At 71.6% G+C, this 15,449-nt stretch carries 14 protein-coding genes; 8 read left to right on the top strand and 6 right to left on the bottom strand.

The window, feature by feature from the left end:
• Position 1: 1 nt before the first annotated feature.
• Genes H4F70_RS14300 through H4F70_RS14280 form a run of 5 tightly spaced genes read right to left on the bottom strand, consistent with a single transcriptional unit; the run spans position 2 to position 5,570 of the window.
• Positions 2-802, bottom strand: a complete 801-nt coding sequence (locus H4F70_RS14300; RefSeq protein WP_182357640.1) for a sirohydrochlorin chelatase — start codon at positions 800-802, stop codon at positions 2-4.
• Entirely contained in the window at positions 799-2,112 is a 1,314-nt protein-coding gene (locus H4F70_RS14295; RefSeq protein ID WP_182357639.1) for a sulfate adenylyltransferase subunit 1, read from the bottom strand. Before H4F70_RS14295 ends, H4F70_RS14300 begins: the two co-directional genes overlap by 4 nt.
• 19 nt (positions 2,113-2,131) lie before the next feature.
• Positions 2,132-3,124, bottom strand: a complete 993-nt coding sequence (cysD, locus tag H4F70_RS14290; RefSeq protein WP_182357638.1) for a sulfate adenylyltransferase subunit CysD — start codon at positions 3,122-3,124, stop codon at positions 2,132-2,134.
• Positions 3,103-3,837, bottom strand: coding sequence for a phosphoadenylyl-sulfate reductase (locus H4F70_RS14285; RefSeq protein ID WP_182357637.1), 735 nt, complete (start codon positions 3,835-3,837; stop codon positions 3,103-3,105). The genes cysD and H4F70_RS14285 overlap by 22 nt, the downstream gene beginning before the upstream one ends.
• A complete protein-coding gene (locus H4F70_RS14280) occupies positions 3,834-5,570 on the bottom strand; it encodes a nitrite/sulfite reductase (RefSeq protein ID WP_182357636.1) in 1,737 nt (578 codons plus the stop codon). The genes H4F70_RS14285 and H4F70_RS14280 overlap by 4 nt, the downstream gene beginning before the upstream one ends.
• A 574-nt stretch (positions 5,571-6,144) precedes the next feature.
• Here H4F70_RS14280 and hemW point away from each other — a divergent pair.
• Positions 6,145-7,368: a radical SAM family heme chaperone HemW gene (gene hemW, locus H4F70_RS14275; protein WP_182360433.1), complete on the top strand. Its 1,224-nt coding sequence runs from the start codon at positions 6,145-6,147 to the stop codon at positions 7,366-7,368.
• A gap of 37 nt (positions 7,369-7,405) precedes the next feature.
• Here the strand turns inward: hemW and H4F70_RS14270 are convergent, their stop codons facing one another.
• Positions 7,406-7,765, bottom strand: a complete 360-nt coding sequence (locus H4F70_RS14270) for a type II toxin-antitoxin system VapB family antitoxin (protein WP_182357635.1) — start codon at positions 7,763-7,765, stop codon at positions 7,406-7,408.
• A 398-nt stretch (positions 7,766-8,163) separates the two neighbouring features.
• On the opposite strand from H4F70_RS14270, the gene hrcA reads away from it, so the two are divergent.
• The 7 genes from hrcA to era all read left to right on the top strand — a co-directional run bounded on the left by hrcA (position 8,164) and on the right by era (position 15,414).
• Positions 8,164-9,207 carry a heat-inducible transcriptional repressor HrcA gene (gene hrcA, locus H4F70_RS14265; protein WP_182346868.1) on the top strand — a complete coding sequence of 348 codons (1,044 nt, stop codon included), beginning with the start codon at positions 8,164-8,166 and terminating at the stop codon, positions 9,205-9,207.
• 78 nt (positions 9,208-9,285) lie between these two features.
• On the top strand, positions 9,286-10,446 hold the full coding sequence (dnaJ, locus tag H4F70_RS14260; RefSeq protein WP_182357634.1) for a molecular chaperone DnaJ: 1,161 nt from the start codon (positions 9,286-9,288) through the stop codon (positions 10,444-10,446).
• Positions 10,447-10,449: 3 nt separating this feature from the next.
• The gene (locus H4F70_RS14255) at positions 10,450-11,223 is read left to right on the top strand and encodes a 16S rRNA (uracil(1498)-N(3))-methyltransferase (protein ID WP_182357633.1); all 774 of its coding nucleotides are present in this window, start codon (positions 10,450-10,452) and stop codon (positions 11,221-11,223) included.
• Between the two features lie 174 nt (positions 11,224-11,397).
• Positions 11,398-12,423: a PhoH family protein gene (locus H4F70_RS14250; RefSeq protein ID WP_182360432.1), complete on the top strand. Its 1,026-nt coding sequence runs from the start codon at positions 11,398-11,400 to the stop codon at positions 12,421-12,423.
• 81 nt (positions 12,424-12,504) lie between these two features.
• Positions 12,505-13,110, top strand: a complete 606-nt coding sequence (ybeY, locus tag H4F70_RS14245; RefSeq protein WP_182346870.1) for an rRNA maturation RNase YbeY — start codon at positions 12,505-12,507, stop codon at positions 13,108-13,110.
• Between the two features lie 2 nt (positions 13,111-13,112).
• The gene (locus H4F70_RS14240) at positions 13,113-14,480 is read left to right on the top strand and encodes a hemolysin family protein (protein ID WP_372497634.1); all 1,368 of its coding nucleotides are present in this window, start codon (positions 13,113-13,115) and stop codon (positions 14,478-14,480) included.
• On the top strand, positions 14,470-15,414 hold the full coding sequence (gene era / locus H4F70_RS14235; RefSeq protein ID WP_182357632.1) for a GTPase Era: 945 nt from the start codon (positions 14,470-14,472) through the stop codon (positions 15,412-15,414). The genes H4F70_RS14240 and era overlap by 11 nt, the downstream gene beginning before the upstream one ends.
• Positions 15,415-15,449: the final 35 nt, after the last annotated feature.

Here is a 15,449-nt window from a genome sequence, read left to right as displayed (position 1 = left end):
GTCACGCTGCGGCGGTGCGCGACGTACGGGCGGCCGCCGCCGCAGCCGCCCGCCGGTACCGGTCCACGATCACCTGCGGCACGAGCGCATGCGGCCCGATGGGGTCGGCGATCAGCGCCGAGGGGTCGGCCGCGAGCGCACGGCGCCGGACCCGGTCGGTGAGCAGGCCCGGCGCGAGGAACCACGAGCCCACCACGATCCGCCGCGCGCCGCGCGCCCGCAGGTCCGTGATCGCCGACTCGACGGTGGGTTCCGTCGCGGCCGCGAAGCATGCGCGGGCGCCGTGCCACGCGGTGCCCGCGCACACCCGGGCGGCAAGGGCACGCGTCACGGCGTTGGCCTCGGCCGACGACGAGCCGACGGCCGACAGCGCCACGCCCACCGACGGATCGTCCGCCGGTGCCCCGGCGCCGACGATGCGGTCGCGTACCGCCGCGACGAGACGCTCGTCGTCGCCGAGGACAGGAGCCTGGATCAACTCCATCCCCGGCCGCCGCGCGGACGCCGCGGCGAGCAGCGCAGGAAGATCCACCCGCGAGTGGTAGGCGCTGCCCAGCAGCAGCGGGACCACCACGGCGCGACGGTGGCCGGCGCGCGCCACCGTCTCCACCACGTCGCCGAGGGAGGGCACGGACAGGTCCAGGAACGCCACGTGGACTGCGATCCCCGGGGCGGTGGCACGCAGCGCGTCGACGATCGCGTGGACCGTCTGCGCGGACCGCGGGTCCCGGCTGCCGTGCGCCACGGCGATCAGCGGCGGTCCGTCCGGCGCGGGTCCGCCGGCGGGCCCGGCGCCGTTCATGCCGGCTGGCCCGCGACGGTGCGGACCGCCTCGAGCGCGTTTCCCACGAGCCCGGCGGACAACGTGTTGCCGCTGGCGGGGTCGATGAGGAGGAACGATCCGCTGCGCCGGCTCGCCCGGTAGTCGTCCACCGGCAGCTCGCCCGCGGTGCGCAGGTGCACCAGTCCGATATCGTTGAGCCCCAACTCCTCCGGTGCGGGAGCCACGGCCAGCGCCTGCTCGTCGAACCGTGATTCCACGGTGTCGACGATGGCCTGGACCGTCTGCGTGCCGTGCTTGACGAGCACACGCGCGCCGGTCCGCAGCGGGCGCTCGGCCAGCCAGCAGACGGTGGCGGCGAACTCCCGCACCGGAGTGGGTGCATCGCCGACGGACGAGATGACGTCACCCCTCGAGACGTCGATGTCGTCGGCGAGCACGATCGTGACGCTGCGCCCCGGCTGCGCTGCGTCGAGCGGTCCGTCCGCGGTGTCGATGCGCCCGATGGTGCTGCGCACGCCGGACGGCAACGCCACCACCGGGTCTCCCACCCGCGCGGTGCCCACCGCCACCTGACCGGCGTAGCCGCGGTAGTCGGGGTGCTCGGGGGTGCGCGGACGGATGACGTACTGCACGGGGAAGCGCAGGCCCACGGTGTCCGGCTCGGCGTCCACCGGCACCGACTCCAGGTGCTCGATGAGCGTCGGGCCGGAGTAGTAAGGGGTGTTCTCCGAGCGGACGGCCACGTTGTCGCCGTGCAGTGCGGACACCGGAATGGACTGCACCGCGGACGGGTCCCAGCCGAGGCTCGCGGTGAGCTCGGCGAACTCCGCCGCGATGTCCCGGTACACGGCCGCCGCGTCGTCGACGAGGTCGATCTTGTTCACCGCCAGGACGAGCCGCGGCACGCCGAGCAGCGCGAGCACCGCGGCGTGGCGGCGCGTCTGCGCGACCACCCCGTTGCGCGCGTCCACCAGCAGCACCACCAGCTGTGCGGTGGAGGCGCCGGAGACGGTGTTGCGCGTGTACTGCACGTGCCCCGGGGTGTCCGCGAGCACGAAGGTGCGGCTGGGCGTCGCGAAGTAGCGGTAGGCGACGTCGATCGTGATGCCCTGCTCGCGTTCGGCGCGCAGCCCGTCCACGAGCAGCGAGAGGTCCGGTGTGGCGAGGCCGCGGTCCACCGAGGCGCGGGTGACCGCGTCGATCTGGTCGGCCAGCACCGATTTCGTGTCGTACAGCAGCCGTCCGACCAGCGTGGACTTGCCGTCGTCCACACTGCCCGCGGTGGCCAGGCGCAGCAGGTCCGGCTGCGCGGTCGTTTCAGTACTCATCAGAGGTGTCCCCATCGGTTCAGAAGTAGCCTTGGCGTTTGCGGTCTTCCATCGCGGCCTCGGAGACCCGGTCGTCCCCGCGCGTGGCGCCCCGCTCGGTGAGGCGGCTGACGGTGAGCTCGTCGAGGATGGCCTGGTTGTCCGCCGCGTCGGAGAGCACGGCGCCGGTGGTGGAGCCGTCGCCCACGGTGCGGTAGCGCACCGACTTGGTCTGCAGGGGGCTGCCCTCGTCGGGGCCGCCCCACGGGCCGGGCGTCATCCACATGCCGTCCCGGTGGAACACCTCGCGCTCGTGCGCGTAGTACAGCGACGCCAGCGCGATATCCTCGCGTGCGATGTAGCGCCAGATGTCCAGCTCGGTGAAGTTGCTCAACGGGAACACGCGCACGTGCTCCCCGGGGGCGTGCCGGCCGTTGTAGAGGTTCCACAGCTCCGGGCGCTGGCGCTTGGGGTCCCACTGGCCGAAGGCGTCGCGCAGGCTGAAGATCCGCTCCTTGGCGCGGGCCCGTTCCTCGTCGCGCCGGGCGCCGCCGAACACCGCGTCGAACCGGTTGTCGGCGATCGCATCCAGCAGCGGCTGGATCTGCAGGGGGTTGCGGATGCCGTCCGGACGTTCCTGCAGCCTGCCGTCGGCCAGGTAGTCCTCCACGCTGGCGACGACGAGGCGCAGGCCGTGCTTCTCCACGAGGCGGTCCCGGAACTCGAGCACCTCCGGCAGGTTGTGTCCGGTGTCCACGTGCAGCACCGGGAACGGCATCGGCGCCGGCCAGAAGGCCTTGATGGCCAGGTGCAGCAGCACCGTGGAGTCCTTGCCGCCGGAGAACATGATGACGGGGCGCTCGAACTCGCCGGCCACCTCGCGGAAAATGTGGATCGCCTCGGATTCGAGCGCGGTGAGCGTGTCGAAGTCCTCCGGCGCCGTCCGCCCGGCGAACAGTGCGTCGATGTCCGAGGCGGTCTCGGTGGTGAACTGGTCTGTCAGATCGATGGTCATGATGAGTGCAACCCGCATTCTGTCTTGGTCGAACCGGCCCACCGCCCGCTGCGCGGGTCGGATCCGGGGAGTGGCTTCGCGGTGCACGGCGCGCACCCGATCGACGGGTACCCGTCGGACACGAGCGGATTGACCAGCACCCCGCGGTCGTCGATGTACTGCTGGAACCTGTCGTCGTCCCACGCGACGATCGGGTTGATCTTGACCAGCCCGAAGCCCTCGTCGAACGAGATCGCCGGGGCCTGCGCCCGCGTCGGCGATTCGACGCGCCGGATGCCGGTGACCCAGGCGTCGTAGCCGGACAGCGTCCTCGTGAGCGGCACCACCTTGCGCAGGTGGCAGCAGCGGCCGGGGTCGCGGGCGAACAGGTCCTTGCCCTCGGCGGCGTCCTGCTCGGCCACCGACGCCTCCGCCTTGGCCTCCACCAGGTTCACCTCGTAGGTGGAGACGACGGCGTCGCGCGTGCCCAGCGTTTCGGCGAAGTGGTACCCGGTCTCGAGGAAGAGCACGTCCACGCCCGGCTTGGCGCGCGCCGCCAGGTCCACGAGGACGGCGTCCTGCATGTTGGAGGCGACGAGGAACCCGTCGCCGAACTGCTCCACCGTCCAGGCGAGCAGCGCCGCGGGGTCGGTCTCGTCGAGCTCGCCGGCCGCCACCAGGGCCGCGCCCTGTTCGGCGATGCGCCGCAGCTCGTCGGAGCCCAGGAGCCTTCTCCGCACAGCCGTGCTCATCGCAGGTCCTCCTCGTCGGCCCGCGCCACCCACTGCGCGAAGCGTTCGCCCTCGGCGCGCTGTGCGATGAAGTTGCGCACGACGCGTTCGATGTAGTCGCCCAGTTCGCTCGAGAGCACCTTGTGCTGGCGCACCTTGCGACCGAAGCCGAGGTCTTCGCCGAGGCTGCCGCCCAGGTGCACCTGGAATCCCTCGGCCTTGGTGCCGTCGGGCTGCTCGATGAGCTGGCCCTTGAAGCCGATGTCCGCGGTCTGGATGCGCGCGCACGAGTTGGGGCAGCCGTTGAGGTGCACCGTCACCGGGACGTCGAGCTGGGAGTTGAGGTCGGCCATGCGCTCCTCGAGCTCCGGCAGCAGCGAAATGGCGCGGCGCCGGGTCTCGACGAAGGCCAGCTTGCAGTACTCCAGGCCGGTGCAGGTCATGATGCTGCGGCGCCACGGCGTAGGGTCGGTGGGCAGCCCGATACGCTCCATGTCGGCGACGAGCTGGTCGACCTTGTCGTCGGCGATGTCCAGCGCGACCAGCTTCTGGTACGGCGTGGTGCGCACCTCGGTGCCGCCGGCCCGTTCGACGGCGTCGGCCAGCTCTGCCAGCTGCGTGCCGGAGATGCGGCCGGACACCGGCGCGCCGCCCACCGCGTTGAGTCCGTTCTTGAGCTTCTGCACGCCCACGTGGTCGCGGACCTTCGTCAGCGGCGTGGGTGCCGGGCCGTCGATGAGCTCGCGGTGCAGATACTCGGTCTCGAGCACCTCGCGGATCTTCTCGGGGCCCCAGTCCTTGACCAGGAACTTCAGCCGGTTCTTGCTGCGCAGGCGCCGGTAGCCGTAGTCGCGGAACAGCTTCGTCACGGCCTCCCACACGTCGGGCACCTCGTCGAGCGGAACCCACGCGCCCAGGCGTTGCGCGAAGTGCGGCACCGTCGACAGTCCGCCGCCCACCCACAGGTCCAGGCCCGGCCCGTGCTCGGGGTGGTGCACGCCGACGAACGCGATGTCGTTGATCTCGTGCGGCAGGTCCTGCAGGCCCGAGACCGCGGTCTTGTACTTGCGCGGCAGGTTCGCGAACTCGGGGTCGCCGATGTAGCGGCGGACGATCTCGTCCAGCGCGGGGCTGGCGTCGAGCACCTCGTCGACGGCCAGGCCCGCCAGCGGCGAGCCGAGCATGCCGCGGGGGCAGTCGCCGCACGCCGAGGTGGTCTGCATGCCGACCTCGCCGAGGCGCCGCCAGATCTCCGGGACGCTCTCGACCTCGATCCAGTGGTACTGGAAGTTCTGCCGGTTGGTGATGTCGAGCGTGTCGCGCGCGAAATCCTTCGAGATGCCGGCGATCGTGCGCATCCGGTCCAGGTCGAGCTTCTGGCCGTCGGCGCGCACCCGCATCATGAAGTACTGCGACTCGAGCAGGTCCGCGTTATCGTCGCCGGTGAAGGTGCCGTCGTAGCCGGCGGCGCGCTGGGTGTACAGACCCATCCAGCGGAAGCGCCCGCGCAGGTCGTTCGCGTCGATGCTGCCGTGGCCGAGTTCGGCGTACAGGTCGGTGATGCGGTCGCGTACGTTCAGCGGCGCGTCGTCGCGTTTGAACCGCTCCACCGGGTTGAGCGGTTCGCGGTATCCCTTGGCCCACTGGCCTTCCGAGCGGGTCTTCTTGGGGCGCGGGCGCTTGGCCTGGGGCGCTGCGGAGCCGGAGGTGCCGGACACCGCGGTGGCGCCGGCGGCAGGGGGTTTCGGTGACATGGTGGGGCTCCCGGTTCCACTGCACCGGTGCGGAATCCTGGGGAGCGGCGGCCGCGAAGGGGCGCCGGGACGACGGCGATGCGTGGCGTTCGCGGCGATGGGAGCGCGACCGGCGGGGCGGGACCCTGGTGTGGCCGGCGGCGTACGGCATCACTCACGGGACGGCGCTGCAGAGCACGTGACCGTGGATTGCGCACAGATGCAGAAAATGAATCGTTCAGAAAAGAGGAAAGAACGGATCAGTGCATCGAGGGCATGTGCATGCGACACATGCCGCAGGGCATACACATGCCGCTGCAGGTGCGCTTGAGGTCGACGTGGCGACGGGCCGCCAGCAACACTCCGTTTCCGATCACGGGGGACAGTCTGCCATGGATGCGGCCGATCTCCGAATGTTCCAGGCCAGGAGAGTCCGGTCACACATGATCATGGTCACGTGATGCACGGCACAGTGCAGGCCGCAGTCGTGCCTGCGCACCGGGTGCCCGGATGTGCGGAGCCGCCCCGGCACCGGGACACTGGAGAGTGAAGTATGCGGGCGGATGAAGGAGCGGGTGCGCGGGTGGACACGAGCATGAGGCGCGCGCGGACGGTGCCGTTGGAACTGCCGGACTCCGCGCTGCCGGGGCCGGCGGGGCCGGGCGCCGGCTGGGGCGCGGGGCGCCCGTTCGGCGTGTACATCCACGTGCCCTTCTGCGCGACGCGCTGCGGGTACTGCGATTTCAACACCTACACCCCCGGCGAGCTGGGCACGTCCGCGTCGCCGGAGTCCTGGGCGGAGGCGTACCGCAGGGAGATGCACGCGGCGGTCGAGCTGCTCGCGGGGCGCGGCGTCGATGCGCCCGCCGCGCAGACGGTGTTCGTCGGCGGCGGCACCCCGTCGCTGCTGGGGGCGGACCGCCTGGTCGAGGTGCTCGACGTGGTGCGCGACACCTTCGGCCTCGCTCCGGACGCCGAGGTGACCACGGAGTCGAACCCGGAGTCCACGTCCCCGCGATTCTTCGAGCGGTTGCGCGACGGCGGCTTCACGCGCATCTCGATGGGCATGCAGTCCTCGGCGCGGCACGTTCTGGCCGCGCTCGACAGGGTGCACACTCCGGGGCGCCCCGTCGACGCCGCCCGCGAGGCGTTCGCCGCGGGCTTCGAGCACGTCAACCTGGACCTGATCTACGGCACCCCGGGCGAGCGTGACGAGGACCTGGCGGCCTCTCTCGACGCCGTGCTGGACGCCGGGGTGGACCACGTCTCGGCGTATTCGCTGATCGTCGAGGAGGGCACGGCGATGGCGCGCAAGGTGCGGCGCGGTGAGCTGCCGGAGCCCGACGACGATGTGCTCGCGGCCCGCTACGAGATGGTCGACAGCCGGCTGCGGGATGCCGGCATGGCCTGGTACGAGGTGTCGAACTGGGCGCGGACCGGTGGCGAGTGCCGGCACAACATCGGCTACTGGGACGGCGGCGACTGGTGGGGCGCCGGCCCCGGCGCGCACAGCCACATCGGTGGGGTGCGCTGGTGGAACGTCAAGCACCCGGCCTCGTATTCGGCGGCGCTGGCGGAGGGGGTGCTGCCCGTGGCGGGCACCGAGGTCCTCGAGGCGCACGACCGCCACGTGGAACGCGTGCTGCTCACAATCCGGCTGGCCTCGGGCCTGCCGCTGGCGGAGCTGACCGGGCCCGAGCGGACGGCCGCGGCGCGGGCGGCGGAGGACGGACTCGCGGTCCTGACCGGCGGCCGTCTGGTGCTCACCGACCGCGGGCGTCTCCTGGCCGATGCGGTGGTGCGCGACATCCTGGAGTGAGCGACGGGCGTGCCGTCGCGGCGCCGGTGCGCGCCGGCTACTCGGCGAGGTCCTCGAGGGCGAACCGGGGCGCCCCGCCATGCTGCGCGGGCGCGGGCGCGAGCTGGTCGTAGTCGAACAGCCGCGCATGCAGCACGGGACGCCCGCGCAGCGCGGAGCGGACCGCACGGTGCAGCCCGTCCTCCAGGTACAGCGTCCCCTGCCACTGGACCACGTGCGGGAACAAGTCGCCGTAGAAGGTGGAGTCCTCGGACAGCAGCCTGTCCAGGGCGAGCACCGTGGTGACGGTGACGAGCTCGTCCAGCCGGACCTGTCGTGGCGGGATCTTCGACCAGTCCCGTGTGGACATGCCGTGCTCGGGGTAGGGCTTGCCTTCCCGGACTCCCTTGAAGATCATCGCGCCGTCCTCGCTGGTCGCCTCAGCAGTCCGCGTCAGCTCGTGCCGCGCCTGCTCGTATCGGTTGTCCCGTCCTCCCCGACCGGCCGGGCGCAGGACGCCCCGCCGGGGATGCAACAGCCATGTCGCAGGATAGTCACGAACAGGTCTCGCCGCACAGGGCCTGCGCACGGCGGCGGGGGAACCGCGGCGGGCGGCGCGCCATCCGGCCCGGCCGCCTGCCGGTGCGTTCCGACTAGACTGGCCGTACGACGCACGATTCCGCGCGCCTGACGGGTGGGCGTGCACTCGGGAACTTCGTGCGGGGACATAGCTTCGTGCGGGGACATAGCTTCGTGCGGGGACATAGCTTCGTGCGGGGACATTCTGCACGGTCGCAGCCAGGAGGTGGAAGTCCGGTGTCCAGCACCGAGGATCGACGGTTCGAGGTCCTGCGGGCGATCGTCGCGGACTTCGTGGCCACCCAGGAGCCGGTGGGATCGAAGGCCCTGGTGGACCGCCACAATCTCGGAGTGTCCAGCGCGACGGTGCGCAACGACATGGCAGTGCTGGAGGCCGAGGGCTACATCACCCAGCCGCACACGAGCTCCGGGCGCGTGCCCACGGACAAGGGCTATCGGCAGTTCGTCGACAGGCTCTCGTCGATCAAGCCGCTGTCGCAGGCCGAGCGGCGGGGGATCGCGCAGTTCCTCGACGGCGCGGTGGACCTGGACGACGTCCTGCGGCGCGCCGTCCGGTTGCTGGCGCAGCTGACGCATCAGGTGGCCGTCGTCCAGTACCCCACGCTCAACGCCTCGTCGGTGCGGCACCTCGAGGTGGTGCAATTGACCCCCGTGCGGCTGCTGCTCGTGCTCATCACCGACTCGGGGCGGGTGGACCAGCGCATCGTCGAACTCGGCGACGTCGTCACGGACGACGACCTGGCGACGCTGCGCGACATGTTCGTGGGGGCGCTGGCGGACAAGAAGCTCACCGACGCCTCCACCGCCGTGGCGGAGCTGCCGGACACCGCCCCGCCGCACCTGCGCAATGCCGTCGTGCGGGCGGCGACGACGCTCATCGAGACGCTCGTCGACGATCCGCGTGAGCGCCTGTTGCTCGGCGGCACCGCCAACCTCACCCGCAATGTGCAGGACTTCGCCCCCGGGGTGGGGTTCCCGGGCTCGCTGCGGTCGGTGCTCGAGGCGCTGGAGGAACAAGTGGTCATGTTGCGCCTGCTGGAATCGGCGCATGACAACGGCCGGGTGCTGGTGCGGATCGGCGACGAGACCAACGCCGAGGAGATCCGCGGCACCTCCGTCGTGACCACCGGATACGGCGCCGCCGGCACGACGTTCGGCGGAATGGGGGTCCTGGGTCCGACCCGCATGGACTATCCGGGGACAATGGCTGCGGTGGCCGCGGTCGCCCGGTATGTGGGCGAGGCCATCGCCGGACGGTGACGGCCGGCCCCGATGCGGGCCGGCCGATGCGGGCCGGCGCATGACATGGGTTTCGATCAGGTGAGGACTGGACTGGACGTGGCACGGGACTACTACGCGATTCTGGGCGTGGACAAGAACGCGAGCGACCAGGAGCTCAAGCGGGCCTACCGCAAGCTCGCGCGCGAACTGCACCCGGATGTCAACCCGGACGAGGCCGCGCAGGCGCGGTTCCGCGAGGTGACCGCGGCCTACGAGGTCCTCACCGACCCGGAGAAGCGGCGCATCGTCGACATGGGCGGCGATCCGATGGAGTCCGCGGGCGCGGGCGGCTTCGGCGGCGGGGGTTTCGGAGGATTCGGCGGCGGCGGGCTCGGCGACGTCTTCGAGGCGTTCTTCGGCGGGGCCGCGGGCGGCGGTGCGCAGGGCCCGCGCAGCCGTGTCCAGCCCGGTTCGGATGCGCTGCTAAACATGTCGTTGACCCTCGAGGAGTGCGCCACCGGGCTCACCCGCGAGATCACCGTGGACACCGCGGTGCTGTGCGACCTGTGCAGCGGCAAGGGCACGAACGGAGACAGCAAGCCCACCCGCTGCGGCACCTGTGGCGGTGCGGGCCAGGTGCAGTCGGTGCAGCGCTCGTTCCTGGGCCAGATGGTGACGATGCGCACGTGCCCCAGCTGCCGCGGCGTCGGCGAGATCATCGCCGACCCGTGCCGCAAGTGCAGCGGCGACGGGCGCGTCCGCACGCGGCGCGAGATCACCATCAAGGTGCCTGCGGGGGTCGGCGACGGCATGCGCATCCGCCTCGCGGCCCAGGGCGAGGTGGGCCCCGGCGGCGGCCCGGCGGGCGACCTGTACGTGGAGGTCGACGAGAAACCGCACGACATCTTCGTGCGCGAGGACGAGCACCTGCACTGCACGGTGCGCGTGCCCATGGCCGACGCGGCGCTGGGCACCACGATGCAGCTGGAGACGCTGATCGACGGCCCCGTCGAGATGGACATCGCGGCCGGGACGCAGCCGGGCCAGACCGTGCGCATGCAGGGGCTGGGCATGCCGCGGCTGCGCTCGAGCCAGCGTGGCGACCTGGTCGTGCACCTGGAGGTCGTCGTCCCCTCGCACCTGGACGGCAAGCAGACGGAGGCCCTCGCGGCGTTCCGCGAGGCGGCGGGCGCCGACGGGCCGGAGGTCGTCAGCTCCCGCAGCCAGAATGGTGCGGGCCTGTTCTCCCGGCTCCGCGACGTGTTCTCGGGCCGCTGATCCGTGGCGCTCGCGGTCTTCTACGTCGAGGGGCTGCCCGCCGAGGGCGGGCTGCTGACCCTCGACGGGCCTGAAGGCCGGCATGCGGCCACGGTGCGGCGGTTCGGCCCGGGGGACCGGCTGCTGCTGTCGGACACCCGCGGCACGGTCGCGCAGTGCGTCGTGGAGGGTGCCGCCCGCGACTCGCTCGACGTCCGCTGCGAACGCGTGCGCACCGTCGACCCGCCGCGCCCGTGCGTGACGGTGGTGCAGGCGCTGCCCAAGTCCGAGCGCGCTGAGCTCGCCGTCGACCTGGCCACCGAGGCGGGCGCCGACGTGCTCGTGCCCTGGGCGGCCGCACGGTGCGTGGCGCGGTGGAAGACGGAGGACAAGGCGCGCAAGGCGCTGGCCAAGTGGGCGACGACGGCCCGGGCCGCGGCCAAGCAGGCCCGGCGGCCGCGCGTGCCGCGGATCGAGCCCCTGCATGACACTCCTGTGCTGGTGGACCGGGTGCGGGCCGCCGCCGAGGCGGGCGGGCTCGTGCTGGTGCTGCACGAGTCGGCCACCGGCACGTTGCCGCGGGATGCGATCGCCGCCGCGGGCGACGTGATGCTGATCGTCGGCCCCGAGGGCGGGGTGGACGGCGCGGAGATCGCCGCGCTCACCGAGGCGGGCGCGCGGCCGGTGCGCCTGGGACCGGAGGTGTTGCGCACATCCGCCGCGGCGGCCGTGGCGTTGGGGGCGATCGGCGTGCTGAGCAGCCGGTGGGACGGCTCTCCGCTCGAACACGGCGGGTGAGGCGGTAGACTGGCGGTGCGCCGGTACCGATGACAGTTCTTGCATTGCTGACAGCGCGAGACTCTTCCGGCACCGGCACCCTTCCGATCGAAAGCAGGACGCATCAACTCCGTGACCGACAAGATCAACACCGTGCCAGAGCAGCCGGCCGCAACGGAGCCGGTGCAGACCACGATGACGTTGCATCCGGATGCCGTCCGCCCGCTTCTGGGCACGGCGGACCGCAATCTGCGGGTCCTCGAGGAGGGGCTGGAGGCGGATGTCCACGTACGGGGCACGGACATCACCCTGACCGGCACGGACCAGGCGGTGGCCCTCGCGCAGCGCGCAGTCTCCGAGCTGGTGCGCATCGGCCGTGCGGGCCAGCAGATCACCCCGGAGACGGTGCGGCGGACCGTCGGCATGCTCACCGAGGGTGCGCCGGAGTCGCCGGCGGAGGTCCTCAGCCTCGACATCCTGTCGCGGCGCGGCAAGACCATCCGCCCCAAGACGCTGGGGCAGAAGCGCTACGTCGACGCGATCGACGCGAACACCATCGTCTTCGGTATCGGCCCCGCGGGCACGGGCAAGACGTACCTGGCCATGGCGAAGGCCGTCAGCGCGCTGCAGTCCAAGCAGGTCAACCGCATCATCCTGACGCGGCCGGCCGTGGAGGCCGGCGAGCGGCTCGGTTTCCTGCCGGGCACGCTCAACGAGAAGATCGACCCATACCTGCGGCCGCTGTACGACGCGCTGCACGACATGATGGCGCCGGAGGCGATCCCCAAGCTCATGGAGGCCGGGATCATCGAGGTGGCGCCGCTGGCCTACATGCGTGGACGCACGCTCAACGACGCCTTCATCATCCTCGACGAAGCGCAGAACACCACCGCCGAACAGATGAAGATGTTCCTGACCCGCCTGGGTTTCGGCTCCAAGGTGGTGGTGACCGGCGACGTGACGCAGGTGGACCTCCCCGGCGGCGCGCGTTCGGGCCTGCGGGCGGCCGAACAGATCCTCGGCGGCATCGATGACATCCACTTCACCCAGCTGACCAGCCAGGATGTGGTGCGTCACCGGCTGGTGTCGGACATCGTCGACGCCTACGAACGCTTCGAGAACGACGCGGCGGAGGGCGGCGTCGCCCACGCCGCCGACTTCGCCGGCACCAGGGCACAGCGGCGGGCGGGCCAGGGGCGCCACGCCTCGCCGCGGCGGTGAGTCCCGCGTGGACTGCGGAGAACGGACAGCGACCGGTGGACGCCGGAAGGACAGGTGGACGGCAGAAGTGAGTAGCCGACGGTGAGTATCGAGGTGGCCAACGAGTCCGGCTGGGAAGTCGATGAGGCCGGGCTGATCGACGTGGCCGGATATGCGCTGGCGCGCATGGACGTGCATCCCGCGGCGGAGCTGTCGATGACGATGGTGGACATCGCCACGATGGCGGACCTGCACGTGCGGTGGATGGACCTTCCCGGGCCCACCGATGTCATGTCTTTCCCCATGGACGAGATGACTCCGGGCGGGCGGCCCGACGCCACCGAGCCCGGCCCCGTGGTGCTGGGCGACATCGTCCTGTGCCCGGAGTTCGCCGACGGCCAGGCGCGCGAGGCCGGTCATCCGGTGGAACACGAGCTGGCGCTGCTCACCGTGCACGGGGTCCTGCACCTGCTGGGCTACGACCATGCGGAGCCGGAGGAGGAGCGCGAGATGTTCGCCCTGCAGGCCGAGCTGCTCTCCGGCTGGTACCGGGAGCAGGAGGACTCTGCGCGCCGCGTCGCCCTGGCGGAACGGGACAGCCGTCTGCTGGGCCGCATGGGATTCCTCGCCGCCGACGAGTCCGACGGCGGTAGAGGATCGGACGGCATGGGTCCCGCCGGCGGCGGCGGGGCGCGGGGCCGGGCCTGACGGTGGCCGTCGACAGCATCGTCCTCGTCGTCTGCGTCATCGCGCTCATCCCGCTGGGCGGCGTGTTCACGGCGCTCGACGCCGCGATCATGTCCATCTCGCCGGCGCGCCTGGACGAACTCGTCAAGGAGGAGCGTCCGGGCGCGGTGCGGCTGCGGCGGGTCGTGGCCGTCCGCCCCCGCTACATCAACCTGCTGGTGCTGCTGCGCATCGTCTGCGAGATCGCGGCGACGGTCATGCTCGCGGCGGTGCTGTTCGACGCGCTGCCGCAGGTGTGGGCGCTGGTGACGGCGGCCGCAGTGATGGTGGTGCTCAGCTACGTCGTGATCGGCGTGGGCCCGCGCACGCTGGGGCGCCAGCACGCCTACGCCATCGCCCTCGCGTCGTCGTTGCCGCTGCAGTGGCTGGGCACGCTGCTGCACCCCATCAGCCGGCTGCTCATCGTGCTCGGCAACGCCATCACGCCGGGCGGCGGGTTCCGGCAAGGGCCGTTCGCCACCGAGATCGAGCTGCGCGAGCTGGTGGACATGGCCCAGGAGCGCGGCGTGGTGGCGGACGAGGAGCGCCGGATGATCCAGTCCGTGTTCGACCTGGGCGATACGCCGGCGCGCGAGGTCATGGTGCCGCGCACGGAGATGGTGTGGATAGAGCAGTTCAAATCGGCAGGCCAGGCGACGTCGCTTGCGGTGCGCAGCGGGCACTCGCGGATTCCGGTGATCGGCGACAGCGCCGACGACGTGCTGGGCGTCGTCTACCTCAAGGACCTCGTCACCCGCACTTACTACTCCGTGGACGGCGGCCGCAGCGTCACGGTGGGCGAGCTCATGCGCCCCGCCGTCTTCGCCCCCGACTCCAAGCGGCTCGACGGGCTGCTGGACGACATGCAGCGCACCCGCAACCACATGACGATGCTGGTGGACGAGTACGGCGGGATCTCCGGTCTCGTCACCATCGAGGACGTGCTCGAAGAGATCGTCGGCGAGATCGCCGACGAATACGACCAGGCGGAAACCCCGCCGGTGACGGAGCTGGACGACGGGGGTTTCCGGGTGTCGGCGCGGTTGCCGCTGGACGACCTGGGCGAGCTGTTCGGCACCGACCTCGACGACCCGGAGGTGGATACCGCGGGCGGGCTGCTGGCGCACGCGCTCGGCCGCGTCCCGCTGCCCGGTTCGACGGTGCGCACCGGCGGGCTGGTCCTCACCGCGGAGGGCGGCACCGATCCGCGCGGGCGCATCCGGATCTCCACCGTGCTGGCGGCGCGGGACCCGGACGCCCGCCCCGCCGAACACGTCGGCGGGGACCACGACAACGGCGGCGGCCGCGCCGCATCCGACGACACGACGGAGGGTTCAGGCGATGGGCGATGACGCTCGGCGGCACGGCGACGGCGCGGAGGAGTTCCGCTCGGGGTTCGTGTGCTTCGTGGGACGGCCGAATACGGGCAAATCGACGCTGACCAACGCGCTGGTGGGGACGAAGGTGGCGATCACCTCGAACCGCCCGCAGACCACCCGGCACACCATCCGCGGGATCGTCAACACCCCGGGCGCCCAGCTGGTCCTCGTGGACACCCCCGGCCTGCACCGGCCGCGGACGCTGCTGGGCAAGCGGCTCAACGACCTGGTGCACGAGACCTACGCCGAGGTGGACGTCATCGGCGTGTGCGTGCCCGCCGACGAGAAGATCGGCCCCGGCGACCGCTGGATCCTCGAGCAGGTCCGCGCGTCCGCGCCGCGCACGCGCCTCATCGGCATCGTCACGAAGATCGACAAGGTGGGACGCGACCAGGTGGCCGCGCAACTGGTGGCGCTGTCGGAGTTGCTCGGCGGCGACGCCGACGTGGTCCCCGTGTCGGCGTCCTCCGGCGAGCAGGTGGGGGTGCTGCGTGACGTGCTCGTCGGCGCCATGGAGCCGGGGCCCGCGTTCTATCCGGACGGCGAGCTGACCGACGAGCCCGAGACCACACTGATGGCGGAGCTCATCCGGGAGGCCGCGCTCGAGGGCGTGCGCGACGAGCTTCCGCACTCGCTGGCGGTGGTGATCGAGGAGATCATCCCGCGAGAGGGCCGCCGGCCCGAGCAAGGGGAGCTGCTCGACGTCCACGCCATCCTCTTCGTGGAGCGGCAGAGCCAGAAGGGCATCGTCATCGGGCGCGGCGGTGCGCGGCTGCGCGAGGTGGGCACCGCCGCGCGCACCCAGATCGAGGCCCTGCTGGGCACGAAGATCTACTTGGACCTGCACGTGAAGGTGGCCAAGGACTGGCAGCGCGATCCCAAGCAGCTCAGCCGGCTGGGGTTCTGACGCCGCGGCGTCCGACGCAGTGCCGGCGGACCGCG

Origin of the sequence: Tomitella gaofuii (assembly GCF_014126825.1) — a bacterium.
GTDB classification, from domain to species: Bacteria; Actinomycetota; Actinomycetes; order Mycobacteriales; family Mycobacteriaceae; genus Tomitella; species Tomitella gaofuii.
Note: the sequence above shows the minus strand (reverse complement) of the source record. Positions and strands in the feature narration are given on the sequence as shown.